Genomic DNA, 25,877 nt, shown 5'->3' with positions numbered 1-25,877 from the left:
CCTGCTGAAGAGGGACCGACGACACCTCGAACAGGAAGTCGTATTCTCCGCTGCGCTTCCACGCCGTCAGGCGCGCGGAGGACTCCACGTAGGAGACGCGACGGCCTTGCAGCGTGTAGGCGCGGGTCCGTTCTTCCAGGGCTTCGTTGTAGACGAGGCGGACGCAGCCGAACGTCCGGGCAAGCTCTTCGGCCTGCTCGGGGGTCGGGTAGAAGCGGTACTTGTAGGCCCGCTTCACGATCTGCGCCACGCCTCACATCCTACCGCACGATCAGCTAGCAATCGTGTGTGTGTTCGATACGGCGGTCCGCCTGACGGCGAATCGCCTCACCCTGCCCTGCTCCGCAGGAGACCGATTCCTCCCCCGCCTGAACTGAAGGCGGGGGTCTCCTCGGAGGTGTCCGATAAAGCACGCCGTACCCGGCGGTCTGGGTGATCGCGAGTGCTCCCATGAGCCGTACGGAAGGGCTGTATTGAGCGATCACTTGATTACTGTTCCCGTTCATATGACAACAACTCGTGATAAGGATCACGCCGTACGGAATTGCATTGTCTTATATATGTGTACGGCTAATAGCGTTGTGTCATGGGACATTCCTATGTGGTGACCGGCGGCGGACGCGGCATCGGCAAGGCGGTGGTCGAACGGCTGCTCGGCGACCGGAACACCGTGGTCGCCGTCGAACACGACTCCGCCGCCCTGGACTGGGCGGGACCTCGGGTGATCCCCGTGATCGGCGACGCGGCGGACGAGGAGGTCGCCGCCTGGGCCGCCGACCTCGCCCAGGAGTCGGGCACGCTGCGCGGCTGGGTCAACAACGCCGCCCTGTTCAGGGACGCCTCGGTGCACTCCGCCCCGATCGCCGAGGTCAGGGCGCTGATCGCGGCCAACCTGGACCTGGCCGTGGTCGGCTGCGCCACGGCCGTGCGCCACTTCCTCGATGCCGGCACCCCGGGCGCCATCGTCAACGTCACCTCCCACCAGGCCACCAGGGCGGTCCCGGGCGGCCTGCCGTACGCGACCGCGAAGGCCGCCACGGAGGGGCTGACCAGGTCGCTGGCGGTGGAGTACGGCAGGCACGGCATCAGGGTCAACGCCGTCGCTCCCGGCACGGTGGCCACCGAACGGTACGAGGCGTTCATGGCCGCGCAGGCCCCGGAGAGCGCGGCGGACGTCGAGGGACAACTGGCCACGCTGCACCCGCTGGGCCGCGTGGCGGCGCCCGCCGAGGTGGCCTCCGTCGTGGCCCATCTGCTGTCGGACGACGCCTCCTTCGTCAACGGGGCCACGATCCCGGTGGACGGCGGGCGCACGGTGCTCGGGCTCGACCCGGAGGCACGGTAGTCAGCCCTCGAAGCGACGGCATGTCCGCTGCCACGGCGGGTAAAAGGTGGTCACCGGTGTGAGGTGAGCGCGATGAGTCTTTCCCCGAGGGAGCGCCGTATCCTCGCCGAGATCGAGCGTGCCCTTGAGCAGGACGACCCCGAGCTGGTCAGGCGCGTCGCCGAGATCGACGAGACCGAATGGGCGCGCGGGGCCCGTCCAGGGGCGCGTGGCCTGCGCGGGCGGGCGCCCCGCGCGTGGGTGATCTACGTCGCGGTCACGCTCGTGATCGTGTGCCTGCTGATCGCCGTGTTGACGACCTGAGGGGGCGCCGCCTCTCCGCGCTCAGGCCAGGCACCTCAGCGCCGCGACGACGCGCGGGTCCGTGCCGCTGGAGGCGGGCAGCCGGCCCACCGTGGCCTCGACGAACTGCGCGCGCGACAACGTCGCGACTGCCCCGTCCACGGACGCCCGGATCTGCTCGCCCGCGGGCTCGACCTCCACCTCGGCGCCCTGCTCGGCCAGTACGAACCGCCCGACCGCGACCCGCCACGCCGTCCTGCCCTCGGCCTCCCCTTCGGGCACGGGGGCGCCGACGTCGTCGGCGTGGGTGGCGTACTCGGAGTCGTAGTGGAAGGCCTGCAGCCTGTTGGGGTAGGGGCCGGCCATCGTGTCGAGCATGGCCTGCGGGCCGAGCTCCCGCATGCGCCTGCGCGTCTCGCCGTTCTTGACCCGCCACTCCTGAAGGACCTCTTCGACGGGCAGGCCCCTGCGTCGGCGTACGGACCACTCGTTGAAGTCGTTGTACCCGCCGATCCCTTCCGCCGACAACCGGGTCAGCAGGTCCTGGACGGTTCCGTCGAGGCAGGCGTGGTTGTACAGCTCCTCGCCCGCCAGGTGGCCCAGCACGTCGCGGACGGACCAGCCCGAGCAGCGCGACGGGCGCGACCAGCCGGCCTCGTCGAGCCCCGAGAAGAACCGGTCGAGCCGGGCCGCCTCGACGTCGAAGATGTCGAACGGGTCCCAGCCCTTGAGCAGGTCGTCAGCCATACCCGGGACGCTACCCCTCAGCCGCCCGCTTTCACCGCCATGGACCCGAGGGCCGCCTTGACCCTGGTGTACTCGTCGGCGCAGGAGGGCGCCCGCGCGGCGGGGACCCAGCCGCCCTTGGCGATCTCGGCGTGCCTGACGGGGTCGGAGCCGTACAGCAGGCAGGCGAAGGTGGCCGACTGGGTCAGGCCCGACAGGTGGTCGACGCCGGTGTGCCCGGCCAGCAGGTGGCGGGCCTCGGCGGCGGACACCACGCGCTTGGGCGCGTCGGCGGCGAGCGTGAGCGCCGCGAACTGGTCGGCCTGGCCCTCGCTGTCGCGCATGCCGTTGAGCGTGGTCAGGGCGTGGCCGAGCTGGTGGTGGAAGATCATGCTGAGCGCGCCGTCCATGCGGGCGGCCGCGGCACCGGAGCCGACCTCCTCGGTCTCCGCGATGCCCTTCATGGTCGTGCGGACCTGGTCGACGAGCTGGTAGCAGATCGTGATGCGGCGCTCCGCGTGATTCCAGAGGGCCTTGGGGGAGCCGCAGTCCTTGGCGACGACCTTGACGGGCTGGGGCACCTTGATCCTGGTCTTCAGCGCGTCGCTGTCCTTCAGCAGCTTCCTGGCCTGTTCGGCACGCGGCGAGCCGGGGGACTCGTAGCGTACGGACACCTCGGCTGAAGGTGCCGTCCCGAACGTGCTCGTCATGCTCAGGACGAGGGCGATCACGGGATGCGGCATCCGGCGGCTCCTTCGAGGTCGATCAACGCAATGGGGTAGTCCATGCGACATTCGAGTGATCGATAAACCTCGGAACGTGAACGAATCCGGAAAGCCGCAGGCCCGGCCCCCCGCAGAGGGGACCGGGCCTGCGATGGTGAGACTAGCGACGCCAGCCGTAGACCCGCACGTAGTCCGTGCGGCTCGTGGACGGCTCGAGCCTGCGGTCACCGCGGTAGACGGCCTTGTAGCTGCCGCTGCGGTAGGCGCGAGCCTTGCCGTAGAACTTGCCGTCACGGCCGGTCCTGGCCGAGTCGACCCACTTCCAGGCGCTGGAACCGCTCGCGCGGTGGTAGATGCTGACCCGCTCGCCGCGGACGCCCTCCCAGCGGTGGTCATCGACCTGGAGGCGGCCGGAGAAGTAGACCGACCGGCCCTTGCGCACCTTGTACGGGGACGCCTTGAACCGGCTGATCCGGGTGTCGGCCCGGCCCTTGCGGATGTCCACGTAGAAGTACGCGGAGTCGGTGGCGACCTTCCTGCCGTGCCTGTTGTAGGCGACGGCCGTGGCCTTCCACTTGCCCTCGGGGTCGTTCTGGTTGAAGGCGATGGCGTAGCGCCAGCCCTGGACCCGGTCGACGCCCTTGGTCCGCATGGTGCGGAACTTGGGGCTGGCCGGCTCGACGCTGAGCACGACCTTCTCGACGCGCCGGCTGGCGCCGACGTCGAAGAACGCCTTGGTCTCGGCGTTGCCCTTGACCACGACGGGGTTCGGCGAGATGTCGCGGATCTTAAGGTACGTGTCGTGCGTGGTGGTGGCCGAGGCCACACCCGCGCCGGACACGAGCATGGTGCCGCCGGCGACGGCGGAAATGAGTCCTGCTGCGATCTTCTTCATGAGGGTGCTGATTCCTCTCCCCGTATTGACTTCAGAACCGGCCCGGGGCGCCGGCTCCTCTACTGCTTAGAGGCACCCGCTCGGGAAAAGGTTGGCCCAAGTTTCAAGAAAATTTTTGATCACGCTTTAACCTGCGCTTATGCGGGAAAAAAGACCGTTTGGGTGACTTGAGCGACTACAGTCGTGGCACATGACCGACGTCTACACCCTGGGCGAGCCGCTGGGCGTCGTCTCCAGCGGCCGCGTGCGCCACGAGAGCGAGGCCAGGCTGGACGTCTGCGGACCCGAGTTCACCCTTGCGGTCGCGCTGGCCCGGCTCGGCCACCGGTCCGCGTACCTCGGCAAGGTCGGCGACGACGAGCTGGGCGCCAGAGCGCTCACCGTGCTCAAGGGCGAGGGCGTGGACGTGCGGGACATGCGCGTGTCCGAGGGCCTGCGCACGGGCCTGATCCTCAGGGAGACGCGCATCGGCCGCGAGCCGAGGGCGACGCAGTACCGCGCCGGCTCGGCGGGCTCGCGGCTGGCGCCGGGCAACGTGCCCATCGACCGGATCGCCGCGGCGAAGATGCTCCACGTCACCGGCCTGACGGCGGGACTCGGCCGGGACGCGCGCGAGGCGGTACGGGTCGCCGTGAACGCCGCCAGGAACGCCGAGGTGATGATCTCCTTCGCCGTCGAGTACGTGCCCGAACTGTGGGCGTCCGTGCGCGAGGCCGAGGAGGTGCTCGGCGAGCTGGCCTGCCGCTCACACCTGCTCTTCCTCCGCCAGGACGAGCTCGACCTGGTCAAACCCGCGCTCACGCCCGAGCGCGAGGTCGTGGTGGACCGCGGGGCGAAGGGCGCGAGCGTACGGGCCGACCGGATGCGCTACGACGTGCCCGGCTGGCAGGTGCCCGTCGTGGACACGTCCGGGGCGGGGGAGGCCTTCACGGCCGGCTACATCAGTGCCGCGCTCGACGGGCTCATCCCCCAGGAGCGCCTGCACCGCGGGGCGCTGCTGAGCGCCGCCGCGGTGACCAGCGCGAGCGACTGGCAGGGCCTGCCCACCAGGTCGGACCTCACCTGAGGCGCGTCACGGATCGATGTTCAGGGTGAAGGTCGAGGTCGTGTTCCTGACGTCCTGGGCGTTGCCGGAGAACCGCAGGCCCTCGAACGTGGCCGACCCCACCGCGGGGCCCTGGCCGGGTTCGGGCATCTCGTTCACCCAGATGCCGAAGCCCGACTTGGCGTCGAAGGCGTCGCCGCTCTTCTTCGCCCCGCTGATGGACACGTTCGTGAAGACCGTGTCCTCGATCGGGTTGAGCGGCGCGGAGCCCTGGTAGCCGGTCTGGAACATGATCCCGCTGTAGGTCGGGTCCACGATGTCCAGGTTGCGGATCCGGATGCCCTGGAACTTCTTGGAGGAGGAGAACAGCCACATCGCCGGGAACGTCTGCTGCCCCCAGAAGTGCCCGCCGGCCCTGACCAGCGAGATGTCCTCGAAGACCGTGGGCGGGTCGGCGCCGAACCCGTGCATCGGGATGCCGAAGTCCAGCGAGCTGATCGTGACGCCCGAGTACACCAGCGTGTCGGCCACGTGGATGTTCCTGAACGTGTTGCCGTAGCCGCCGTAGACGGCCACGCCCGCGGCCCGCCAGGTGAGCCGCGAGGTCAGGTTCTCGTAGACGTTGCCGTGCTGCTCGCCCGCGTTGTTGTCGATCGCCGAGAACAGCGCGAAACTGTCGTCGCCCGTGGACCTGGTCTCCACGTTGGTGACGTGGTTGCCGGTGCTGCCGTTGGTCATGTTCAGGCCGTCGGCGAACACGTTGCGGATGCGCGAGTTCCTGATCGTCATGTCATCGGTGTTGGAGCCCCAGTACATGCAGATCTGGTGCTCGACCCAGAGGTTGTCGATCGTCATGTCCGCGACGTTCGTGAAGTCGAACACCTTGCCGGGGCCGTCGATGCGCGAGGTGTAGTTGCCGAAGTAGGCGAAGTTCGCGAACGTCGAGCCGTTGGCCGTGGCGTCGGCCCGGAAGCCGACGTCGGTGTTGGACTGCCCCGAGGGCGCGTGGAACCTGGTGTACCACGGCCCGGCGCCGACGATCTTGACCGCCTTGCCGTACACCTGGAACTTGCCCGTCGTGCGGTAGTCGCCCGCGGGCAGGTAGACGCCGGTCAGGCCGGCGTCCATGCGGGCCTTGTCGAGCGCGTTCTGCACGTCCTGGTGGGAGAAGCCGGCCGGCACGGCGTACGCGCCGGGGTCGGGGTTGGCGACGGGGGCCACCCGCTCGAGGTCCACGAAGTCGATCGCGTACGTCGAGCCGTTGGCCGCGTCCTTCTGCAGCCTGATCCTGCTGCCCGCCGGCACGGTGGTGTCGAGCATCAGGTTCGCCTCGTCGTAGATGTGCCTGGGCGGGCCCGAGCCTGGGTCGTTGCCCGGGCTCGCCTCGGGGCCGTAGAGCCAGGCGTAGCGGGAGGTCAGGGCGATGGCCTTGTGGAAGGCGCCGTCGACGTAGACGTTGAGCGTGGAGTCGATGCCGCCGCCGCCCGGCGCGTCGGGGATGGAGAAGCGGGTGACGAGGGTGTTGGCCGGCGCCTTCGTGGTGAACTCGACGTAGGCGCCCGTCCGGTCGAGCGTCACCGCGCGCCGCCCCGACGCCTCGCCGGCGATCGTGCCGATCTCCCTGCTCGGGCCGGCGCGGGTGGCGCCGCCGCCGAGCACGGCGTCCTCGGCCTCATAGGTGTCGTACGGCATGTTCGCGCCGCGGCCGGCGAACAGCGGCAGCGTGCTGGTGTTGTTGTCGCGCCGGACCGGCAGTTCCTCGGAGTCGGCGGCGAGCACGGTCTTGACGGAGTACCTGCCGTTCGCCGCCGTCCACGTGCCCAGCCGGACCGGAGCGGTGGTGGCGCCGGGGGCGATCGTGCCGGTCGCCGAGCCGGTCAGGGTCCTGACGACGTCGCCGGAGTCGTCGGTGACGGTGAGCGTGATGCCGTGGGAGCCGCCGCCGGAGGCGATCGTGCCCTGGTTCCTGATCGCCACGGTGAACGTCACGGTGTCGCCCGCCGCGGGGTTGCCCGGCGTCCAGGCGACGGGGGAGGCGACCAGGTCGGCCGTGTCGGCGGCCTTCACGGTCAGCGTGCCGGTCGTGGCGTTGTTGGTCTCGTCCTGCTCGGTGACCTCGCCGTCCTCGTCCACCTTGGCGGACAGCTCGTGGGTGCCGGCCGGGCGCGTGCCGATGTCCGCGGACACGGTGGCCGACGCCCCCGCCGCGAGCGAGGCCACGTCGGCGCTGCCGGCCTTGTCGTCGCCCACGTAGAAGGTGAGCGTGGTGGCGGCGGAGCGTTCGGTGCCGGCGTTCCTGACCGTGGCCGAGAGCGTGACCTCGTCGGTCTCGGCCGGCGCGGCGGGCGAGGAGGTCAGGCCCGACACGGTCAGGTCGGGGTTGGGCGCGGGTGTGCCGAAGATCTGGAACTCGGCGATCTGGCCGCCCGGCGCGCCGGAGTTGGCGGTGATCCGCAGCCGGACGTCGGCGGCCCTGCCGGTCACCGGGATGGTGACGGTGTTGCCGGTGGCCGGGTCGAAGGTGTACGTGGTCTCAGGGACGAGGCCGGTGAAGCCGGTGGCGCCCTGCGCGCGGCCGAGGACCTGGACGGCCTGCGTACGCCTCGCCCAGATCCGGTCGGGGTTCAGCTTGACCGTGACGGAGCTGAGGTCGGTGTCGGTGCCGAGCCGCACGGTGAGCGTGCCGGGGTGGGCGGCGCTCTCCCAGTACGTGCTCAGGTCGTCGTCGTTGGCGTTCGCGGCGACGTACGTGTGGGTGTGGGGAGAGCCCTCGACGGGCCTGCCGAGGGCGAGGTTGACGCCGTCGCCCGGACCGCCCGGATCGCCCGGACCGCCGGGCCGGCTGCCCCAGACCTCGAACTCGGACAGCTGCCCGGCCGGCCAGCCGGTGTTGGCGGTGAACAGCAGCCGGACGTGGCGGGTCGTGGCGTCGGTGAGCGTGATCGTCGCGGTGGGCGCGAAGGTGTACGTGGCCGAGCCGGCGAGCGTGGTGAAGGCCGTGCCGTCGGAGCTGCCCTGGACGGTCAGCGTCTGGGTGCGGCGGGGCCAGCCGGCGGGCAGCTTGAGCACGAGCCTGCTGACGTCGGCGGCGGCGCCGAGGTCGACCTGGATCCACTGGGGGAAGGCGTCGTTGGCCGACTCCCAGTAGGTGGCCTGGTCGCCGTCGGTCGCGTTGGCGGCGCGGTGGACGTCGGTGTGGCTGCCGGCCGTGGCGGTCCTCCCGGCGGCGAGGTCGGTGTCGGCCGCGGCGTGCGCGGGGGCGGCGAGGAGTCCGGTGAGTAACGTGAGGGCGGCGATGAGAGCTCTCATGGGGGTGGCCCTTCGGATCAGGCGGATGGCCGAACCATAGGATGCCGAGCAGGTGACCGCAATATTACGACGAGATTTCGCAAGGATTTGACTGGCTCGTGCGGTGGCTGTGCGACCCTCGTCCGCTGCTCAGGACCGGAGCGGACTGACGAAGGCGGGTGTGCACACCGCGCAAGCGCTGGCGTCGCATTCACGTAAGCCGTTGCAAGCGCTTGCGTCGCAGGTCGTATAGTTTGCGCATGACACGACGACTCGCAGAGGTGGCCAAGAAGGTCGGGGTGAGCGAGGCGACCGTGAGCCGCGTGCTCAACGGCAAGCCGGGGGTGTCCGACGCGACCCGAGAGGCGGTGCTCACCGCCCTCGACGTGCTCGGCTACGAACGTCCCACCCAGCTGCGCGGCGACCGGGCCCGGCTGGTCGGCCTGGTGCTCCCCGAGCTGCAGAACCCCATCTTCCCCGCCTTCGCGGAGGTGGTCGGCGGCGCCCTGGCCCAGCAGGGGTTCACCTCGGTGTTGTGCACGCGCACGGTCGGCGGCGTCTCCGAGGCCGACTACGTCGATCTGCTGCTCCAGCAGCAGGTCAGCGGCGTGGTCTTCGCGGGCGGGCTCTACGCCCAGGCCGACGCCGCGCACGGCCACTATGAGCTGCTGCACGAGCGCAGGCTGCCGGCCGTGCTGGTGAACGCGGCCGTGGCGCGGCTCGACTTCCCGCAGGTGTCCTGCGACGACGCGGTGGCCGCCGAGATGGCCGTGGCCCACCTGCGCGCGCTCGGCCACGAGCGGATCGGCATGGTGCTCGGGCCGAAGGACCACATGCCGTCGCGGCGCAAGCTGGAGACGTTCCTGTCGGAGGGCTGCGACCCCGACCTGGTCGAGCACACGATGTTCTCGCTGGAGGGCGGGCACGCGGCGGCGGCCAGGCTGGTCAGGCGCGGCGTCACCGGCGTGGTCTGCGCCAGCGACCTGCTCGCGCTCGGCACCATCAGGGCGGCCCGCCGCGCCGGGCTGTCCGTGCCGGCGGACGTCTCGGTCATCGGCTTCGACGACTCCGCGCTGATGAACTGCACAGAGCCGCCGCTGACGACGGTCCGCCAGCCGATCGACGCCATGGGCAGGGCCGCGGTCGACCTGCTGGTGGCGCAGATCGACAAGGCGGCGGTGCCGGCCGACGAGCTGCTGTTCGAGCCCGAGCTGGTGGTCAGGGCCTCCACGGCCCGCGTCCCGGCGGCTCGCCGTTGACGGCGGCCGCTCGTGACGTAGTCGTTATCTTGCAATAGACCGTCGAAATATTGCGGACTTCGGTTCACGATCCTATGGTGTGGGCACCTCGCATCAGAAGGGTCAGACCATGCAGAGATCCACGGGACTCCTGCTCGTAACCGTGATCGGGCTAGCGGCCACGGCGTGCGGCTCCGGCGAGCCCGACTCTCCTTCCGCCGGCGGCGCCGAGGCCGTGACGATCACGGTGGCCTGCCAGCCCGCCAAGTCCGCTCCGAAGGAGCGCAAGGCCTGGGATGACGACGTGGCCACGTTCATGAAGAACCATCCCGGGGTGACGGTCAAGAGCACGGACCAGCAGCCGTGCTTCGACCCCAAGACGTTCGGCCCCAAGCTGGCGGGTGGCCAGATGGAGACCGTCTTCGTCGTGCCGGTGACCAACTACGCCGACGTCATCGGCAAGGGCCAGGCGCTCGACATCACCCCGTACACCAGCACGATCAAGAACTGGGACGACCTGCGCCCCGACGTCCGCGAGCTGGTCACCAAGGACGGCAAGGTGTACGGCGTGCCGAACGTGCACTACGGCGTCGGCCTCGTCTACAACCGCGCCCTGTTCACCAAGGCCGGGCTGGACCCGAACAGGCCGCCCGCCACGTGGGCCGAGGTCCGCGAGGCGGCCAAGAAGATCGCCGCCCTCGGCCAGGGCTACGTCGGCTACGGCGAATACTCCGGCGGCAACACCGGAGGCTGGCACTTCACCCAGGCGATCTACGGCCGCGGCGGCAGCATCCTGACCCCCGACGACACCAAGGCCGCCTTCAACTCGCCCGAGGGCAAGGCCGTGCTGCAGACCCTGCACGACATGCGCTGGGTGGACGACAGCATGGGCAACAAGCTCCTGGTCGGCTGGGAGTCGCTGATGATGGCGATGGGCAGCGGCAAGGTCGGCATGATGCTCGGCGCGCCCGACGTGGTCACCGACGTGGTCAACAAGTTCAAGGGCAACGTCGCCGACTACGGCATCACCGGCTTCCCCGAGGCCAAGGCGTCGCTCAGCGGCGGCGAGGCGTTCATGATCAACCCGAAGGCCACCCCCGAGGAGGCCGAGGCCGGGCTCGCCTGGCTCGACTTCCGCTTCAACACCGTCGGCAAGGGCCGCTTCGACTTCGCCCGCGGCAAGGCCCTCGGCAACCCCGTCGGCGTGCCCGACAACGACGTCTACGGCGACTCGCCCACCGGCAAGGCGATCCAGGCCGACCGCGTGAAGCACGCCTCGCTGCCGGTCGAGAACTACGAGCCGTACGCGCGGGCCGCCGCCACCATCCCGCCGAAGGCCGAGCCGGTGCACGCGCAGGAGCTGTACGCCATCCTCGACGTGCCCATGTCGGGCGTGCTGAGCCGCGAGGACGCGAGCATCGACCAGCTCCTGGCCGACGCGGAGACCAAGGCGAACGCCCTGCTGGCGGCCAAGGGCTGACCCTATGGGAATCGTGAGGCGCAATCTGACGGCCTACGGGTTCCTGTGCGCGGCGCTGGCCTGCTTCGCGGTGTTCGCCTGGTATCCGATGGTCAGGGAGTTCGTGCTGAGCTTCCAGAAGACCGACCTGATCAACCCGCCCGAATGGGTGGGCCTGGACAACTTCACGGCGGCCTTCCAGGACCCCGCCTTCGGCCAGGCCTGGCTGAACACCGTGGAGTTCACGTTCCTCGCGCTGCTGTGCGGCTACGCCGTGCCGTTCGTCGTCGCGCTCGTGCTGAACGAGCTACGCCACGCCCGCGCCTACCTGCGCTTCGTCGTCTACCTGCCGGTCATGCTGCCGCCGATCGTGGCGGTGCTGCTGTTCCGGTGGTTCTACGATCCGGGCCCCGGGCTGTTCAACCAGCTGCTCGGCGCCGTCGGCCTGCCGCCGCTGGCCTGGCTCGACAGCTCGTCCACGGCGCTGATCTCGCTGGTGCTGGTCTCGACGTGGATGAACATGGGCAGCGCGACGCTGATCTACCTCGCCGCCCTGCAGAACATCCCACCCGAGCTGTACGAGGCCGCCGAGCTCGACGGCGCCGGCATCCTCAAGCGCATCAGGCACGTCACCATCCCGCAGACCCGGCTCATCCTCCTGCTCATGCTCATGTTGCAGATCGTGGCCACCATGCAGGTGTTCATCGAGCCGTACATGCTGACCGGCGGCGGGCCGGAGAACGCCACGGTGTCGGTGGCGTATCTGATGTACCAGTTCGCGTTCTCGCAGATGAACTACGGCCAGGCGGGCGCGCTCGGCATGATGCTCATGCTGGCCCTGCTCGTCTTCGCGGCCTTCCAGCTCAGGACGACCAGGGAGGACGCGGCATGACCTCCGCCACGGACGTCCGCGCGGGCGCGCGGCGCAGGCCCGGCAGGGCCCGCACGCCCCGGCCCATCCACGTGCAGTTCCGCACGATCGTCTCGCCGCACCAGCTCAACGGCAGGTGGGGGCGGCGGATCTACTGGCTGGTGCTGGCCGCGGTCATCGTGCTGTTCACCCTGGCCTTCGTCTTCCCGCTCTACTGGATGGTCACCGGCGCGATGAAGACGCCGGAGGAGATCGCCGAGATGCCGCCGTCGCTCTTCCCCGCCGACCCGACGGCCGACGCGTTCGTCGAGGCGTGGGACCTGTTCGACATCGGCACGCTGCTGGCCAACACCGTCTACTACGCGCTGGGCGCGTGGCTGTTCTCCATGGCGGTGGACGTCACGGCCGCGTACGCGCTGTCGAAGCTGCGGCCGGTGTTCGGCAACGTCATCCTCGGCGCCATGCTGGCCACGCTGATGATCCCGCCGATGGTGATCCTCATCCCGCTCTACGTCACGATCGTGGACCTGGGGCTGCTCAACAACCCGTGGGGCCTGTGGTTCCCCGCGGCCGCCAACGGCTTCAACATCTTCCTGCTCAAACGCTTCTTCGACTCCATCCCCCGCGAGCTCATCGAGGCGGCGCAGATCGACGGCGCCGGCCCCGCGCGGGTGTTGTGGTCGGTCGTGCTGCCGGTCTCCAGGCCGATCCTCGGAGTGGTCTCCATCTTCACGATCGTCACCGCGTTCAAGGACTTCGTCCTGCCGCTGCTGGTCATGACCGACAGCGAGAAGATGACCATCAGCGTGGGCCTGTCGCAGACGGCGGGAGCGGTGACGCAGAACCAAGTCATGGGCGGCCTGGTCATCGCCGGCATCCCCATGATCATCGTTTTCTTCATCTTCCAACGGCACATCATGGCGGGACTCACCGCCGGAAGCATCAAGGGATGAGCGCATGTCGCAAACGTGGTGGCGGGGGGCCGCGATCTACCAGGTCTACCTGCGTAGCTTCGCCGACGGCAACGGTGACGGTGTGGGCGACCTCGCCGGTCTGCGCGCCCGCCTGCCGTACCTGAAGGACCTGGGGATCGACGCCCTCTGGCTGAACCCGTGGTATCCGTCGCCGATGGCCGACGGCGGCTACGACGTGGCCGACTACCGCGGCATCGAGCCGGTCTTCGGCACGCTCGCCGAGGCGGAGCGCTTCATCGCCGAGGCGCACGAGCTGGACATCAGGGTCATCATCGACGTGGTGCCCAACCACAGCTCGACGGAGAGCGCCTGGTTCAAGGAGGCGCTGGCGAATCCGGCGGCCAGGGACCGGTTCTGGTTCGCCGACCAGCCGGTGAACGACTGGCGGTCCATCTTCGGCGGCCCCGCCTGGACCCAGGTGCCCGACGGGCAGTGGTACCTCCACCTGTTCGCCGCCGAGCAGCCCGACTTCAACTGGGCCAACCCGGAGGTGCACCAGGAGTTCGAGGACGTGCTGCGGTTCTGGTTCGAGCGCGGCGTCGACGGCTTCCGCATCGACTCGGCGGCCCTGCTGTACAAGTCGGACACCGGCTACGAGGACCTCGACGCGGTCCACGACGTCTACCGCCGGTGGCGTGAGGTCGCCGACGAGTACGGCGAGCGCGTCCTGATCGGCGAGGTCTGGCTGCCCGACCAGGAGCGGTTCGCCCGCTACCTGCGCCCCGACGAGTTGCACACGGCCTTCAACTTCGACTTCCTGTCCTGCCCGTGGAACCCCGCCGAACTGCGCCGGGTCATCGACCTGACGTTGTCCACCCACACCCCGATCGGCGCCCCGCCCACGTGGGTGTTGTCCAACCACGACGTGACGAGGCCCGTCACCCGCTACGGCCGCGCCGACACCGCGTTCGAGCACGGCGGGCGCCTGCACGGCACCCCGTCGGACCCCGAGCTGGGCCGCCGGCGGGCGCGGGCGGCGGCGCTGCTGTCGATGGCGCTGCCTGGCTCGGTCTACGTCTACCAGGGCGACGAGCTGGGCCTGCCGGAGGTGGAGGACCTCCCGGACGAGCTGCGCCAGGACCCGATGTTCGCCAGGTCGGGCGGCGCCAACCCGGGCCGCGACGGCTGCCGGGTGCCGCTGCCCTGGTCGGGCGACGAGCCGCCGTTCGGCTTCGGCGCCGGCCCGTCGTGGTTGCCGCAGCCGGAGAGCTGGCGCAAGCTCACCGCCGAGGCTCAGCGTACGGATCTGGGGTCGATGCTCACCCTCTACAGGACGGCCCTGGCCATCCGGCGTGACCGGCTGGGCGACGGCACCATGACCTGGCTGCCGCTGGGGGAGAAGGTGCTGGCCTTCACCCGGGAGTCGGGCCTGACCTGCGTCACCAACCTGGGCCCCGGCCTGGTGCCCATGCCCGCCGGCGAGGTCGTCCTGGCCAGCGGGCCGCTGGACGACGGCGCGCTGCCCCCGGACACCACGGTCTGGCTGACCGCGAGCTGACCGCTCAGACGCTGCCCACGGTGTGGGCGGCCCGGCGGGTCACGGCCGGCTCGGGTGCCGATCGCCCGCGCCGGAGGAGCCGCGCCCCGCCGGCCGCCGCGAGCAGCAGGCACAACCAGGCGAACCAGTCGCCGAAGCGGGCGTAGACGGTGGTGCCCGGCCCTTCGGGCACGCCGGCGGCGGCCATGACGAACGGGCTGCTGCTCTCGGTGTCGGTCTCGGCGAGCACGCGCCCCCACGGGTCGGAGATCATCGGCGTGCCCTGCTGCGCCGCCCACGCCACCGAGACCCCGCTCTCCACGCCGCGCAGCAGCGCGTTGCGGCTGTGCTGGCGGCCGTTGCCGAACTCGTCGGCGGCCGGCGTCGCCAGCAGGCGCGCCCCCGCCAGGGCGTAGTCGCGGATCGGCGTCGGGAAGTTGAGGTCCATGCAGTTGGCCAGGCCCACGTCGTGCCCGTGACCGTGCGCGAAGACCAGCGTGTCGCCGCGGCGGAAGGGCGCCCCCGGGGCGAAGTGCCACTTCGTGTAGGAGACCGGCGCGGATCCGTCGGCCGGCAGGTGCACGGAGTAGTTGTACTTGATCTCCGGGGTCGTGTGCACGATCCCGATCACCACGTCGACGCCCCGCTCGCGGGCGACCGCGCGCAGCGGCCGCAGCGCGCCGGCCAGGCTGTCCTCGTCGGTGCCCACGGCGCCCTCAGGCAGCACGGCCATCGTGCCCTCCGGCAGCGCGGCGATCTGCCGCGCGTAGTCCTTGATCAGGGCCTGGCCTCCCGGACCGGCCGCGTCAGGGGCCCACTGGAAGCGGCTCGCCGACATGACCGCCACCCGCTGCACGGCGGGTTCGCCCGCGTCGGCCAGGCGCAGCGCCCCGAAGCCGAGCACGACGGCGCACACCGCCATCCCCGCGGCACCGGTGCGCAGCCGGGCCGCCGGCAGCGCTCCAGGCCAGGTCACCGCCGCGATGGCGGCCGGCACCATGAGCAGGACGAACCCCAGGCCCCACGCGCCCGTCACCGAGGCGATCTGGATCACGACGGGCACGTCGGCCACGGAGGTGGCCAGCGGCCAGACGATGCCCGTCGGGTTGGCGAGCACGGTCACGTACATGAAGGCCACCCACACGGCGGGCGGCGCGCTCGCGGCCAGCAGCGGCAGCCCGCGCAGGAGGAGCGCGCGGAACAGCCAGGCCACCAGCCCGAACAGCAGGGAGGAGCCGACGACGATGGCGATCCCGATGGGCAGTGGCACCGACGGCGTCTTCAGGAAGAACTCGAACTGGCCGCCGAGGCCCAGCAGATACGCCAGGAAGGCGGTGCAGAAGGCCACCCTCGCGCTCACCCGTGGCGCCAGCAGCAGCACCGGCAGCGGCGCCAGCCAGCTGAGGCCCGGGATCGGCGCGAAGCCGGTGCCGAAGAAGAACAGCAGCGCCGAGGCCGCCAGTGCGGCAGGCACTCTGAGTCGTGATGCCATGAAGCTCCCCGTTCGACGGCGTGTATACACCGTAAACAGCGAGGTATACGGTGTCAACACAGTCCGGCCGTTACCATCGCCTGATGGCCCGCCTGCGCAGAACGCCCCCGCACGACCTGGCGCCGCACGCCCGCGCCCTCTACGACAAGATCACCGCCGGCCCGCGCGGCACGTTCATGGTGGATCCCGAGGGCGGGCTGACGGGCCCGTTCAACGCGATGTTGCTGAGCCCGCCGGTCGGCGACGCGCTGCAGGCGCTCGGGGCGGCCGTCCGCTACCGTTCGGCGCTCACCGACCGGGCGCGGGAGCTGGCGATCCTGGTCGTCGCCGGCCACCACGACAGCGCGTTCGAGCGGGCCGCCCACGAGCCGATCGCCCGCGGCCTCGGCTTCGGCGACGACCAGCTCCAGGCGCTGCGCGACGGCTCGCCCCTGTCACTGCCCGAGGACGAGCAGGCGGTGCTCGACGTCACCCGCGCCCTCGTGGCCAGAGGCGATCTCGACGACGACGAATACGCGAAGCTGGAGGAGAGCGTGGTGTTCGAGCTGACCACCCTGGTCGGCTACTACACGACGCTCGCGCTCCAGCTCCGCGTCTTCCGTGTCTAACTGGGCGGCGGGCCGCCGCAGGCTCCACGGATGCTCTTGAACCAGGCCTCATACCGGTCGTGCAGGTCGCGGCCGGAGAGCCGCAGCCAGGCGTCGTCGGCGTTCTCCAGATACGTGAAGTTCGCGCTCCCGGTGTAGACGCGGGGCGTGATGTCGTCGTGGTAGAAGCCGTCCAGCAGCATGAGCTTGGTGTGCGGCACCACGCTGCGCGAGCCGACGGTGAACCGGCAGGGCGTGACCTGCATCTTCTTGTTGTTGGACGCCGTGGTGCCGAGGATCTTCCGGATCTCGCTGTCGACGTTCTCCATGACGTTGCCGGCGTTCTCGTAGAAGACGATGTCGATCCAGCAGTTCTCGCCCCTGAGCCGCAGCAACTCGTTGGCGATGGCCTTGCGGTTCTTGTTGAAGGCCGTGAGCGCCATGCGGATGTCGGTCTGGTGTTTGACGCCGTCGGGGGTCTTGTACGAGCACTCGACCAGCCGCAGGATGTTGACCACGGGGTCGCCGGACGTCACCCGGCGGGGGAAGAACATCGCCCGGATGGGAGTGCCGGTCGGGGTGGTCCAGAAATAGTTGGGATTGACCGACGTACGCCGGCCCGCGCGCAGGTCGTTGAAGTAGGTCAGGTAGCCGTCATAGACCGTGGCGTCGGTGAAGGTGTAGGCGTCGTTGTAGGAGTTGTACAGGTACCAGTCGGACAGGTTCGACGACGTCTGGAAGCCGACCTTGGGATGCACGGTGCCGCCGACCAGCACGTTGGAGAAGAGCGCGAACTTGTTGTGCTGGTAGTTACGCGCGATGCAGCCGCGGTTCTCGGCGGCCGGGTCGGGATATTCGCAGCCCACCACCCACGAGCCGGCGCTCTCCGAGGTGCCGAGCGCGGCGGTGAGCTGGGCCTCGACGGCGTCGTTGGAGGCGTCCTCGCGGCTGTCGAGGATGACCTTCACCCGCACGCCGCGCTCGTGGGCGGCGACCAGCGCGTTCGCCACCTCGCTCGACCGCTGGCCGGCGGAGAACTGGTGCATCACGAACCGGATGTCGCCGCCGGGCTGCACCGCCTGGATCAGCCTGATCAGCTGGTCCATGACGGCCGACTGCGCGGCGCTCGGCGTGCCGGGCACACCCGAGTCGGCGGTGGGATCGTTGAAGACGGGCGCGTTCAGGACGGGCGGCCCGGTGACCGCCGTCGGCCGCACGGGGTCGGCATCGGCCGGGTGTCCGGTGGCCAGGAGCGAGGCTGCCAGGCATAACGCCACCGCGGCGCGGCGGCTGACGGATCTCGTGGTCATGGGGGTCCCCTTCGGAGGGTGGGGCATGATCGTCGAGATCGACTGTCGTGGCAGGGTCTGAAGCTGTCAAGACCGCGGTCAGGCCGACTCGCGGACCACCAGCTCGGTGGGCAGGATCACCGGCTCGCTCGCCCTGCCCTCGAAGAGGTCGAGCAGCAGCCCGACCATGGCCGCCGCCTGCTCGGCGACCGGATGGCGGAGCGTGGTCAGCGGCGGCTCGGTGTATTTCGCCGCCTCGATGTCGTCGAAGCCCACCACGGCGACGTCGTCGGGCACCCGCCGGCCGGCCTGGCGCAACGACTGCAGCGCGCCGACCGCCATCAGGTCGTTGGCCACGAACACGGCGTCGAGCTCGGGATCGTCGCGCAGAAGCTGGCGCATCGCCACCGCCCCCGACTCGCGCGTGAAGTCGCCGACGGCCACGATCGAGCGGTGGTCGGAGTCGCGCAGCACGTTGCGGTAGCCGGTCAGGCGGTCCTGACCGCCGATCATGTCCTGCGGGCCGGCGATCGTGGCGATCCTGCGCCGGCCCGTCTCCACCAGGTGCCGCACCCCGGCCTCCGCGCCCCCGATGTTGTCGTTGTCGACGTAGGGGATCTCCACGGGGACCGCGGGCCGGCCGTAGGAGACCACGGGGACGCGCAACCGTGACAGGGCCGACGGCAGCGGGTCGGCGCCGTGCATGGAGATCAGCATGACGCCGTCGACGTGGCCGCCCGAGATGTAGTGCTCCACCCGCGCGTGGCTCTTGGCCGAGGAGGCCATCATGAGCACGACCTGCTTGTTGACCGCCTCCAGCTCCATGGAGGCCGACCTGATCGCCGTGGAGAACATCGGGTCCTCGGAGAAGACCCGGGTGCCCGGCTCGCTGACGACCAGGGCGATCGAGTCGGTGCGCTGGGTGACGAGGCTGCGCGCGGCGGAGTTGGGGACGTAGCCCAGCTCGTCGATCGCGCGCAGCACGGCGTCGCGGATGTGCGGCGCGACCGTCGTCTGCCCGTTGACGACCCGGGAAGCGGTGGCGCGCGACACGCCCGCGCGGGCGGCGACCGCTTCCAGCGTCGGACGTCTCATGACAGGACCGGCAGGAGGGAGAGCATGGAAAAAATCTACAGGCCGTTTCGGCTGATCACGTCCCGATACCAGAGGGCACTGTCCTTGAGCGTCCTGGTTTGTGTCGCGTAGTCCACATGGACGATGCCGAAACGCCGCCGGTAACCCTCCGCCCACTCGAAGTTGTCGAGCAGCGACCAGACCAGATAGCCGCGCAGGTCCGCGCCCGCCTCGATGGCCCGGTGCACCTCGCGCAGATGCCCGTCCAGGTACGCCACCCGCTCGTCGTCGTGCACGCGCCCGTCCTCCACGACGTCGTCGAAGGCCGCGCCGTTCTCCGTGACCATCAGGCCGACCCGCGGGTAGTCCTGCGAGAGGCGTACGAGCAGCCTGGACAGGCCGTCGGGCACGATGGGCCAGCCCATCGCGGTCGTCGGCGCGTCGGCCGCCGCGAACCTGACGTCCTCCGAACCCGGCCACGCGGCTTCGGCGGGCAGCCCCGGGCCCGCCTCGACCACGCACGGGTTGTAGTAGTTGATGCCCACCAGGTCGATCGGCGCGTTGATGAGCGCGAGGTCGCCGTCCTGGATGTGGCCGGTCCCGCCGTTGCGGGCCGCCGCGTCCAGCACCTCCTGGGGGTACGTCCCGTACACCGCCGGATCCAGGAACTGCCGGGTCAGCAGCGTGTGGATGCGGTGGGCGACGGCCGCGTCCGCCTCGCCCGGCACCGCGGAGGGGTCGTTGACCTGGGCGGGGGTGAGCACGGGCGCCGAGTTGACCACCAGCATGATGCTCCGCGCCCCGCCCTCGCGCAGCCGCCTGGCGGCCAGCCCGTGACCGAGCAGCAGGTGGTGCGCGGCGCGCAGGGCGTCGGCCGGCCGGCGGCGGCCGGGGGCGTGCACCCCGTTGCCGTAGCCGAGGAACGCCGCGACCCACGGCTCGTTGAGGGTGGCCCAGTCGTCCACGCGGTCGCCGAGCCGGTCGTGCACGGCCTGCGCGTAGTCGGCGAACCGGTGGGCCGTGTCGCGGTGGGTCCAGCCGCCGCGTTCTTCGAGGGCTTGGGGGAGGTCCCAGTGATACAGCGTGACGTACGGCGAGATTCCGGCGGCCAGTAGCTCATCGACGAGCTTGTCGTAGAACGCGAGCCCGCGCGGGTTGATCGGTCCCGCGCCGTCGGGCTGGATGCGCGGCCAGGCGATGGAGAACCGGTAGGCCGCCAGCCGCAGCTCGCGCATCAGCCCGATGTCGTCCCGGTAGCGGTGGTAGTGGTCGCACGCCACGTCGCCGGTGTCGCCGTCCGCCACGTTCCCGGGGGCGTGGGAGAAGGTGTCCCAGATCGACTGCCCCCGTCCGTCCTCCTTGACCGCCCCCTCGATCTGGTACGAGGCCGTGGCGGCGCCCCAGACGAAGTTCTCGGGAAAAATCATCCCTTAACAGCTCCTTGCATGATTCCGCCGATGATGTGCTTGCCGAACAGGGCGAAGACGGCAACGAGCGGCAGAGTGCCGATCGCCGTTCCCGCCAGGCCCAGCACGTAGTCGTTGACGTATCCGCTGGCCAGCGTCGACAGGGCCACCTGGACCGTCGGGTTGTCCGGGCTCAGCACGACCAGCGGCCAGAAATAGTCGTTCCAGGCCGACATGAACGTCAGCATGCCGAGCACGGCCGCCGCGGGCCGGGCCGCCGGCAGCACGACGTGCCAGAACAGCCCCCACGTCGAGCACCCGTCCACCCGCCCGGCCTCCAGCAGCTCGGTGGGCAGGGCGCGCGAGAGGTACTGCGTCATGAAGAACACGCCGAACGCGTTGACCAGCGCCGGCACGATCAGCGCGTAGTTGGTGCCGGTCCACTCCAGCTTCACCATGAGCATGTAGAGCGGGATGATGCCGAGCTGCGCCGGGACCATCATGGTCGCCACGGTGATGACCAGCATGGCGTTCTTGCCCCGGAACTTCAGCTTGGCGAAGGCGAATCCGGCCAGCGTCGAGAAGAACATCACCGCGACCGAGATCGATCCGGCCACGATGAGCGAGTTGAGCAGCGCGAGCCCGAAGGGCACGGTGTCGAAGACCCGGGCGACGTTGGCGAAGAAGTTGCCGCCGGGCAGCAGCGGCGGCGGCACCTCGGCCAGCGCCGAGTTGTGCCGGGAGGCCACCACGACGCTGTAGTAGAGCGGGAACGCCGAGAAGAAGGCGACCGCCGTCAGGGTCAGATAGCGCAGCCTCACACCAGCCCTCCTTTCGCCCTGCGGGTGATGAGGAAGTTGACGCCCGCCACGATCACCACGGCCAGGAACATCAGCCAGGACGCGGCCGAGGCGTAGCCGAAGTCGAACGTCGAGTTCGCGAAGCCCTGCTCGTAGACGAACAGCGCCAGGGTCTGGAACTGCCGGTCGGGCCCGCCGGTGGCGATGCCGCCCCCGCCGCCGCTGCTCTGGCCGAACAACATGGGCTCGGCGATGATCTGCATGGCCCCGATCGTGGAGACGATGACCACGAAGATCATGGTCGGGCGGATCATCGGGATGGTGATCCTGCGCAGCTGCGTGAAGTTGCCCGCCCCGTCGAGGGTGGCGGCCTCGTACAGCTCGCGCGGCACGGCCTGCATGGCGGCCAGGAAGATCAGCGCGTTGTAGCCGGTCCAGCGCCACATGATCATCACCGAGAGTGCGACGTGCGAGCTCGCGGTGCCCGCCGCCCAGTCGATGCTGCCGACCCCGAACCACGACAGGACCCAGTTGATCATGCCGAAGTCACGGCCGAAGAGCTGGCTGAAGATCACCACCACCGCCACCACGCTGGTGACGTTGGGCAGCAGCAGCGAGACCCGGAACAACGTCTGGAGCCGCAGCCGCCGGTTGAGCAGGTGCGCCAGCCAGATGGCCAGCGCGAGCTGCGGCACGGTCGACAACACGCCGATGGACAGCGTGTTGAACGTGGCGTTCCAGAAGTAGTCGTCGGCGAGCAGTGTCGTGAAGTTGTCCAGCCCGACGAACGTCTGGGTCTCCGAGAGCAACGTCCACTCGTGCAGGCTCACCCAGGCCGTGTAGACGAGCGGGAACAACCCGAAAGCGCAGAACAGCAGGAAGAACGGCGCCACGTAGGCGTACGGCGACACCCTCACGTCGAGGGTGTGCCGCATGCCCTGCCCGCGCCGTCGCGTGACCGCGAGGGGAAGAGTGCTCATTTGATCTTCTTGACGTCCTCGAGCACCTGGGCCCACGCCTGGTCCGGCGTCTGCTTGCCCTGCTCCACCCGGCCGAGCCCGTTGCCGATGGCGACCCGGACGTCGGCCTCCTTGGGGCCGAGGTGCTGCGGCTTGAGCGCCTTGGCGGCGTCGGAGTAGATCTTGCCGATGGGGGCGTCGCCGAAGAACGGCTTGGTGAAGTTCTGGATCTCCGGGTCGTCGTACAGCTCCGGGATCGACGGGAACGTGCCCTCCTCCTTGAAGACCTTGGCCTGGTTCTCCTTGGAGGTGAGGAAGTCGATCAGCTCGGCCGCCTCCTTCGGGTGCTTGCTCTGCTTCGGCACCATCAGGTGCGAGCCGCCGCTGTTGCCTGAGCCGCCGGGCACGGCCGCGATGTCCCACTTGCCGGAGGCGTCCTGGGCCTGCTCCTGGATGAAGCCCGTCATCCAGGCCGGGCAGATGATCGTGGCGAACGAACCCTTGGCGAAGCCGGTGTTCCACGGCGGGGAGAAGGCCGCCAGCTTGGCGGTCAGGCCCTCCTGGGTGAGCTGGTTCGACAGGTCCCAGGCCTTCTTCACGTCGGGGTTGGAGTCCACGATGATCTGGTCCTGGGCGTCGTACAGGCCGACGGGGGCCTGGTTGACCATGGCGCGGAAGATCTCACCGGGGGAGTCGACGAACTTCGCGCCGGCCACGTTCGCCGCGGTGAACTTCTTGCCGGTCGCGATGTACTCCTCCCACGTCGGCCAGAGCGCCGCCACCTTGTCGCGCTCGCTCGGCAGGCCCGCCTTCTCGAACAGGTCCTTGCGGTAGCACATGGCCAGGCCGCCCACGTCGGTGCCGAGCCCGAGGACCTGCGCGCCGTCCTTGCTCAGGCCCTGCTGCCACTTCCAGTCGAGGTAGTCGGCCTGCCGCTTGTCGAGCCCGAACTGCTTGAGGTCGGTGAACTTGGCCGGCTGCGCGGTGAACGTGCTGATGTAGCCGACCTCGACGGCTGTGACGTCGCCCGCGCCCGAGTTCGTGGCCAGCCGCTTGACCAGGTTGTTGTGATGGTCGTTGAACTGCGTGACGTTCTCGACGATCTCGATGTCGGGATGGCTCTTCTTGTACTCCTCGTAGAGAGGCTTGAAGCCGAAGTCCCCGAAGAGGTCGACGGTCAGCTTGATCTTCTCGCCGGGGGCGGCGCCGGCCTCTGTGGCGGAGTCCCCGCCACCGCCGCCGCACGCCGCCGCCAGGGTGAGCGCGGACGCGGTGAGCAACGACAGGCCGAGCCGCCGGATACGAGGCGTCATGGAAAACCCTCCTGGGTGCGATCTTGGGGGGTGGAGAGAGCGCTCTCTCAAGAGATTCCAGGCGTTTGTACGGCCCTGTCAACGGTCGGTGCATAACAATCGGCGTTATGAAGAGAGCGTTCTCACGGCCGGTGCCGGACGGTCCGCGCCGGGGTGGGGGTCGGGAGTGCTCAGCCGTCGAGCGCGCGGCCGGCCATGCGGGCGTACATCCGGCCGGGGCTCGGCGCCCTGGTCAGGAAGCCGGGCAACATGGGGAGCCCGACGGCGAACGGATCAAGCCGCTCGTAGAGCTCCTCGGCGTTCGCGGGCCGGGCGTCCGGTTTCTTCTCCAGCAACTGTGCCAGCAGCGCGCCCAGGTCGCCCGGCAACCCGGGAAGGGCCGGCGGACGCTCCTTGACCTGCTTCTCGAAGACCACGTAGTCGGTGGGGCCGGTGAAGAGCTGGCGTCCGGCCAGCATCTCGTGCAACACGCAGCCGAGCGAGTAGAGGTCGCTGCGCGGCTCGGCGACGCCGTGCTGGATCTGCTCGGGCGCCATGTACGCCGGCGTGCCGAGAATCTGGCCGATCCTCGTGAACGTGGTGACATCGGCGTCGCGGAGCATCGCCAGGCCGAAGTCCAGCACCTTCACGCTGCCGTCGGGGCAGAGCATGAGGTTCGTCGGCTTGAGGTCGCGATGGCAGATCGACAGCGCGTGGGCCGCCGACAACACCGCACACGCCTGCGCCGCGATCGCCGCCGCCCACGGCACGGGCAGTGGGCCGTGCTCGCTCACCACGTCGGCCACCGTGACGCCCTCGATGAACTGCATCACCTGGTAGAGCCGCTGCTCGTGGGTGCCGAAGTCGTACAGCACGGGGGCGCCCGGATGCTGCAGCCTGGCCAGGATGCGCGCCTCGCGGATGAACCTGCGCTCCAGCTCCTCGTCCGGCCCGCTGGGCAGCCTGAGCAGCTTCACCGCGACCCGGCGGTCAAGATGGCGGTCGTGGCCCGCGTAGACCGCGCCCATGCCACCCTGACCTAGGGGGAGGTCGTCGAGCTCATAGCGCTCACCGATGACCATTCGCCCTCCCCCCAGCCTTTTCCTGGAGAAATATTACGACCGGGAAAAACTACACCGTCAGGACTGTGGGTGCAGGTGACCGTCGGCGAGCCCGTCGAGGCCCAGCCTGATCAGCGTCTGCCCCAGCGCGGCGGTTTCCCGCAGGGCGTCCTCCAGCACGGCGAGCTGCCGGAACGCCGCACCATACGCCTTCTGCTCCCTCAGCGACAGGCGCGGCAGCCGGGTGCGGCGCACGTCGAACCTGCTGGAACCGGTCGTGACCCGGCCCCCGGCCGCCCGCAGGAAGCCGGCCAGGAAGTCGGGGTCGAGCCGCCGGGCGTCCACGCGGTAGAGGGTCAGATGGGGCCCCAGCACCGCGCCGTCGTCGGCCATCACCCGTACCGCCGAATAGGAGGCCACCACGTCGCCGGGACGGATCGCCACCAGCCCCTGCTGCGTGCTGGTGGAGCCGGACGGCGCGCTGCCGTTCAGCACGTCGTCGCTGGTCAGCACCGGGATGTCGCCGCCGTCCGCGGCCATCTTGGGCGGTGCCTGCGCGGAGGTCACCAGGCCCTCCTTGATCAGGTCGCCCAGCGTGGTGGCGGGCTGGTCGAGCGGCTGCTCCAGGACCTTCAGATCGGGCGGCACGGCCGAGGCCGCCAGGAACCGGTCACGGGCCTCGGCGAACGCCCGCCCGACGTCGTCACGCCGCTGGTGGCGGGCCGGCGTCATGTCGACCTCGTCGGCCAGCAGGTCGATGATGCGTACGGTCTGGTCGGAACGGTCCTCCAGGTAGGCCTGCCAGGCGGGCTCGACCAGCGACAGATCGGCCGTGGCGTCGAGGATCAGCACGTCGGACGGCGGCCGCTCGCCCGCCGCCGGACGGCGCAGCAGCCACAGGTCCGAGCCGGGCAGCGCCACGACCGCCCGCAGCGCGCCCGCGCGCAGCAGGTTGGCGCGGATGCGGCGGCCCGCCTTACGGCTGGCCGCGGCCGGGGGCATGAGGATGGCGACCAGGCCACCCGGTCTGACGTGGGTGAGACAGTGCTGCACCCAGGCCAGCTCCGGCTCGCCGCGCGGCGGCAGGCCGTGCTCCCAGCGCGGGTCGCCGGTCAGCTCCTCGTAACCCCAGGCGCGTTCGTTGAACGGCGGATCGCACACCACCGCGTCGGCCCGCTCCCCGGCGAACCCGTCGTGGCGCATCGCGTCACCCGCCACGATCGTGGCCTCGGCGCCGCGCAGCCGCAGCCTGGAGGCGGTGATGGCCGCCGACGTCTCGCTCAGCTCCTGGCCCAGGATCCTGGCGGGCATCCGCCGCTCGCCCGGATCGCGCACCGATCGCGCGGGGGCGAGGAGCAGCGTCCCGACGCCACAGGCCGGGTCGAGGATCGTCGCGCCGTCCTCGCCGACGAGCCGGACCATCAGCTCGGCCACGTCCTCGCGGGTGACGGAGAGCTGCCTGGAGTGTGCTTCCAGGTAACGCTCACACAGGAATTCGTACGCGGTCAGCGGGCCGTGCTGCTCGGCCAGCTCGACAATCAACTCGGCCAGCTCCCGGTCGAGCCCGTCCGGCTCACCACCACCCACCACCC

General features: G+C 70.0%; 23 protein-coding genes. 9 read left to right on the top strand and 14 right to left on the bottom strand.

What is annotated here, in order from left to right:
* The coding region (locus E1295_RS35260; protein WP_166427562.1) for a helix-turn-helix domain-containing protein at nucleotides 1-250 on the bottom strand (250 nt) is incomplete at its 3' end.
* Nucleotides 251-586: 336 nt separating this feature from the next.
* Between E1295_RS35260 and E1295_RS35255 the strand changes: the two genes are divergently transcribed.
* Nucleotides 587-1,345, top strand: a complete 759-nt coding sequence (locus tag E1295_RS35255) for an SDR family NAD(P)-dependent oxidoreductase (protein ID WP_132637430.1) — start codon at nucleotides 587-589, stop codon at nucleotides 1,343-1,345.
* A gap of 72 nt (nucleotides 1,346-1,417) precedes the next feature.
* A complete protein-coding gene (locus E1295_RS35250) occupies nucleotides 1,418-1,648 on the top strand; it encodes a DUF3040 domain-containing protein (protein ID WP_132637428.1) in 231 nt (76 codons plus the stop codon).
* 21 nt (nucleotides 1,649-1,669) lie between these two features.
* Here the strand turns inward: E1295_RS35250 and E1295_RS35245 are convergent, their stop codons facing one another.
* The 3 genes from E1295_RS35245 to E1295_RS49170 form a co-directional block, all read right to left on the bottom strand.
* Nucleotides 1,670-2,374 (bottom strand): maleylpyruvate isomerase family mycothiol-dependent enzyme, encoded by a 705-nt coding sequence (locus tag E1295_RS35245; RefSeq protein ID WP_132637426.1) that lies wholly within the window; start codon nucleotides 2,372-2,374, stop codon nucleotides 1,670-1,672.
* A gap of 17 nt (nucleotides 2,375-2,391) precedes the next feature.
* Entirely contained in the window at nucleotides 2,392-3,096 is a 705-nt protein-coding gene (locus E1295_RS35240) for a DUF4344 domain-containing metallopeptidase (protein ID WP_166427561.1), read from the bottom strand.
* A 142-nt stretch (nucleotides 3,097-3,238) separates the two neighbouring features.
* Nucleotides 3,239-3,973 (bottom strand): hypothetical protein, encoded by a 735-nt coding sequence (locus tag E1295_RS49170; protein WP_166427560.1) that lies wholly within the window; start codon nucleotides 3,971-3,973, stop codon nucleotides 3,239-3,241.
* Between the two features lie 190 nt (nucleotides 3,974-4,163).
* Between E1295_RS49170 and E1295_RS35235 the strand changes: the two genes are divergently transcribed.
* Nucleotides 4,164-5,039: a sugar kinase gene (locus tag E1295_RS35235; RefSeq protein ID WP_132637422.1), complete on the top strand. Its 876-nt coding sequence runs from the start codon at nucleotides 4,164-4,166 to the stop codon at nucleotides 5,037-5,039.
* 6 nt (nucleotides 5,040-5,045) lie between these two features.
* Here E1295_RS35235 and E1295_RS35230 read toward each other — a convergent pair whose 3' ends face one another.
* Nucleotides 5,046-8,327, bottom strand: a complete 3,282-nt coding sequence (locus E1295_RS35230) for a galactose-binding domain-containing protein (protein WP_132637420.1) — start codon at nucleotides 8,325-8,327, stop codon at nucleotides 5,046-5,048.
* Between the two features lie 239 nt (nucleotides 8,328-8,566).
* On the opposite strand from E1295_RS35230, the gene E1295_RS35225 reads away from it, so the two are divergent.
* From E1295_RS35225 to E1295_RS35205, 5 genes are all read left to right on the top strand, one after another.
* The gene (locus E1295_RS35225) at nucleotides 8,567-9,565 is read left to right on the top strand and encodes a LacI family DNA-binding transcriptional regulator (RefSeq protein ID WP_132637418.1); all 999 of its coding nucleotides are present in this window, start codon (nucleotides 8,567-8,569) and stop codon (nucleotides 9,563-9,565) included.
* A gap of 142 nt (nucleotides 9,566-9,707) precedes the next feature.
* Entirely contained in the window at nucleotides 9,708-11,024 is a 1,317-nt protein-coding gene (locus E1295_RS35220) for an ABC transporter substrate-binding protein (RefSeq protein ID WP_246080732.1), read from the top strand.
* A 4-nt stretch (nucleotides 11,025-11,028) separates the two neighbouring features.
* The gene (locus tag E1295_RS35215) at nucleotides 11,029-11,895 is read left to right on the top strand and encodes a carbohydrate ABC transporter permease (protein WP_132637414.1); all 867 of its coding nucleotides are present in this window, start codon (nucleotides 11,029-11,031) and stop codon (nucleotides 11,893-11,895) included.
* Nucleotides 11,892-12,827, top strand: coding sequence for a carbohydrate ABC transporter permease (locus tag E1295_RS35210; RefSeq protein ID WP_246080730.1), 936 nt, complete (start codon nucleotides 11,892-11,894; stop codon nucleotides 12,825-12,827). Before E1295_RS35215 ends, E1295_RS35210 begins: the two co-directional genes overlap by 4 nt.
* Nucleotides 12,828-12,831: 4 nt before the next feature.
* Complete coding sequence (locus tag E1295_RS35205; RefSeq protein WP_132637412.1) at nucleotides 12,832-14,346, top strand: glycoside hydrolase family 13 protein; 1,515 nt, start codon at nucleotides 12,832-12,834, stop codon at nucleotides 14,344-14,346.
* 4 nt (nucleotides 14,347-14,350) lie between these two features.
* On the opposite strand, the gene E1295_RS35200 is transcribed toward E1295_RS35205, so the two are convergent.
* Nucleotides 14,351-15,817 carry a nitrilase-related carbon-nitrogen hydrolase gene (locus tag E1295_RS35200; protein ID WP_132637410.1) on the bottom strand — a complete coding sequence of 489 codons (1,467 nt, stop codon included), beginning with the start codon at nucleotides 15,815-15,817 and terminating at the stop codon, nucleotides 14,351-14,353.
* An 83-nt stretch (nucleotides 15,818-15,900) separates the two neighbouring features.
* Here E1295_RS35200 and E1295_RS35195 point away from each other — a divergent pair, with 83 nt between their 5' ends.
* Nucleotides 15,901-16,425: a carboxymuconolactone decarboxylase family protein gene (locus E1295_RS35195; protein WP_132637408.1), complete on the top strand. Its 525-nt coding sequence runs from the start codon at nucleotides 15,901-15,903 to the stop codon at nucleotides 16,423-16,425.
* Here the strand turns inward: E1295_RS35195 and E1295_RS35190 are convergent.
* The 8 genes from E1295_RS35190 to E1295_RS35155 all read right to left on the bottom strand — a co-directional run.
* On the bottom strand, nucleotides 16,422-17,714 hold the full coding sequence (locus tag E1295_RS35190; RefSeq protein ID WP_166427559.1) for a phospholipase D-like domain-containing protein: 1,293 nt from the start codon (nucleotides 17,712-17,714) through the stop codon (nucleotides 16,422-16,424). The two genes, E1295_RS35195 and E1295_RS35190, sit on opposite strands and share 4 nt — an antisense overlap.
* Before the next feature lie 78 nt (nucleotides 17,715-17,792).
* Nucleotides 17,793-18,788 carry a LacI family DNA-binding transcriptional regulator gene (locus E1295_RS35185; RefSeq protein ID WP_132637404.1) on the bottom strand — a complete coding sequence of 332 codons (996 nt, stop codon included), beginning with the start codon at nucleotides 18,786-18,788 and terminating at the stop codon, nucleotides 17,793-17,795.
* 35 nt (nucleotides 18,789-18,823) lie between these two features.
* Nucleotides 18,824-20,194: a GH1 family beta-glucosidase gene (locus E1295_RS35180; protein WP_132637402.1), complete on the bottom strand. Its 1,371-nt coding sequence runs from the start codon at nucleotides 20,192-20,194 to the stop codon at nucleotides 18,824-18,826.
* The gene (locus E1295_RS35175; RefSeq protein ID WP_132637400.1) at nucleotides 20,191-20,994 is read right to left on the bottom strand and encodes a carbohydrate ABC transporter permease; all 804 of its coding nucleotides are present in this window, start codon (nucleotides 20,992-20,994) and stop codon (nucleotides 20,191-20,193) included. The genes E1295_RS35180 and E1295_RS35175 overlap by 4 nt, the downstream gene beginning before the upstream one ends.
* Nucleotides 20,991-21,953: a carbohydrate ABC transporter permease gene (locus E1295_RS35170; RefSeq protein ID WP_132637398.1), complete on the bottom strand. Its 963-nt coding sequence runs from the start codon at nucleotides 21,951-21,953 to the stop codon at nucleotides 20,991-20,993. The genes E1295_RS35175 and E1295_RS35170 overlap by 4 nt, the downstream gene beginning before the upstream one ends.
* Complete coding sequence (locus E1295_RS35165; RefSeq protein WP_132637396.1) at nucleotides 21,950-23,245, bottom strand: ABC transporter substrate-binding protein; 1,296 nt, start codon at nucleotides 23,243-23,245, stop codon at nucleotides 21,950-21,952. Before E1295_RS35165 ends, E1295_RS35170 begins: the two co-directional genes overlap by 4 nt.
* A gap of 170 nt (nucleotides 23,246-23,415) precedes the next feature.
* A complete protein-coding gene (locus E1295_RS35160) occupies nucleotides 23,416-24,306 on the bottom strand; it encodes a serine/threonine-protein kinase (protein ID WP_132637394.1) in 891 nt (296 codons plus the stop codon).
* Between the two features lie 57 nt (nucleotides 24,307-24,363).
* On the bottom strand, nucleotides 24,364-25,877 hold a 1,514-nt coding region (locus E1295_RS35155), incomplete at its 5' end, for an HsdM family class I SAM-dependent methyltransferase (protein ID WP_132637392.1).

Origin of the sequence: Nonomuraea mesophila, from assembly GCF_004352805.1 — a bacterium.
In the GTDB taxonomy this organism is placed as follows: Bacteria; Actinomycetota; Actinomycetes; order Streptosporangiales; family Streptosporangiaceae; genus Nonomuraea; species Nonomuraea longispora.
This window is presented reverse-complemented; position numbering and strand designations above follow the sequence as displayed.

Bases quoted from the DNA above. Each gene is read 5' to 3' on its own strand.
- E1295_RS35255 (WP_132637430.1), top strand. From the start codon at position 587: ATGGGACATTCCTATGTGGTGACCGGCGGCGGACGCGGCATCGGCAAG.
- E1295_RS35250 (WP_132637428.1), top strand. From the start codon at position 1,418: ATGAGTCTTTCCCCGAGGGAGCGCCGTATCCTCGCCGAGATCGAGCGT.
- E1295_RS35245 (WP_132637426.1), bottom strand. From the start codon at position 2,374: ATGGCTGACGACCTGCTCAAGGGCTGGGACCCGTTCGACATCTTCGAC.
- E1295_RS35240 (WP_166427561.1), bottom strand. From the start codon at position 3,096: ATGCCGCATCCCGTGATCGCCCTCGTCCTGAGCATGACGAGCACGTTC.
- E1295_RS49170 (WP_166427560.1), bottom strand. From the start codon at position 3,973: ATGAAGAAGATCGCAGCAGGACTCATTTCCGCCGTCGCCGGCGGCACC.
- E1295_RS35235 (WP_132637422.1), top strand. From the start codon at position 4,164: ATGACCGACGTCTACACCCTGGGCGAGCCGCTGGGCGTCGTCTCCAGC.
- E1295_RS35230 (WP_132637420.1), bottom strand. From the start codon at position 8,327: ATGAGAGCTCTCATCGCCGCCCTCACGTTACTCACCGGACTCCTCGCC.
- E1295_RS35225 (WP_132637418.1), top strand. From the start codon at position 8,567: ATGACACGACGACTCGCAGAGGTGGCCAAGAAGGTCGGGGTGAGCGAG.
- E1295_RS35215 (WP_132637414.1), top strand. From the start codon at position 11,029: ATGGGAATCGTGAGGCGCAATCTGACGGCCTACGGGTTCCTGTGCGCG.
- E1295_RS35210 (WP_246080730.1), top strand. From the start codon at position 11,892: ATGACCTCCGCCACGGACGTCCGCGCGGGCGCGCGGCGCAGGCCCGGC.
- E1295_RS35205 (WP_132637412.1), top strand. From the start codon at position 12,832: ATGTCGCAAACGTGGTGGCGGGGGGCCGCGATCTACCAGGTCTACCTG.
- E1295_RS35200 (WP_132637410.1), bottom strand. From the start codon at position 15,817: ATGGCATCACGACTCAGAGTGCCTGCCGCACTGGCGGCCTCGGCGCTG.
- E1295_RS35195 (WP_132637408.1), top strand. From the start codon at position 15,901: ATGGCCCGCCTGCGCAGAACGCCCCCGCACGACCTGGCGCCGCACGCC.
- E1295_RS35190 (WP_166427559.1), bottom strand. From the start codon at position 17,714: ATGACCACGAGATCCGTCAGCCGCCGCGCCGCGGTGGCGTTATGCCTG.
- E1295_RS35185 (WP_132637404.1), bottom strand. From the start codon at position 18,788: ATGAGACGTCCGACGCTGGAAGCGGTCGCCGCCCGCGCGGGCGTGTCG.
- E1295_RS35180 (WP_132637402.1), bottom strand. From the start codon at position 20,194: ATGATTTTTCCCGAGAACTTCGTCTGGGGCGCCGCCACGGCCTCGTAC.
- E1295_RS35170 (WP_132637398.1), bottom strand. From the start codon at position 21,953: ATGAGCACTCTTCCCCTCGCGGTCACGCGACGGCGCGGGCAGGGCATG.
- E1295_RS35165 (WP_132637396.1), bottom strand. From the start codon at position 23,245: ATGACGCCTCGTATCCGGCGGCTCGGCCTGTCGTTGCTCACCGCGTCC.
- E1295_RS35160 (WP_132637394.1), bottom strand. From the start codon at position 24,306: ATGGTCATCGGTGAGCGCTATGAGCTCGACGACCTCCCCCTAGGTCAG.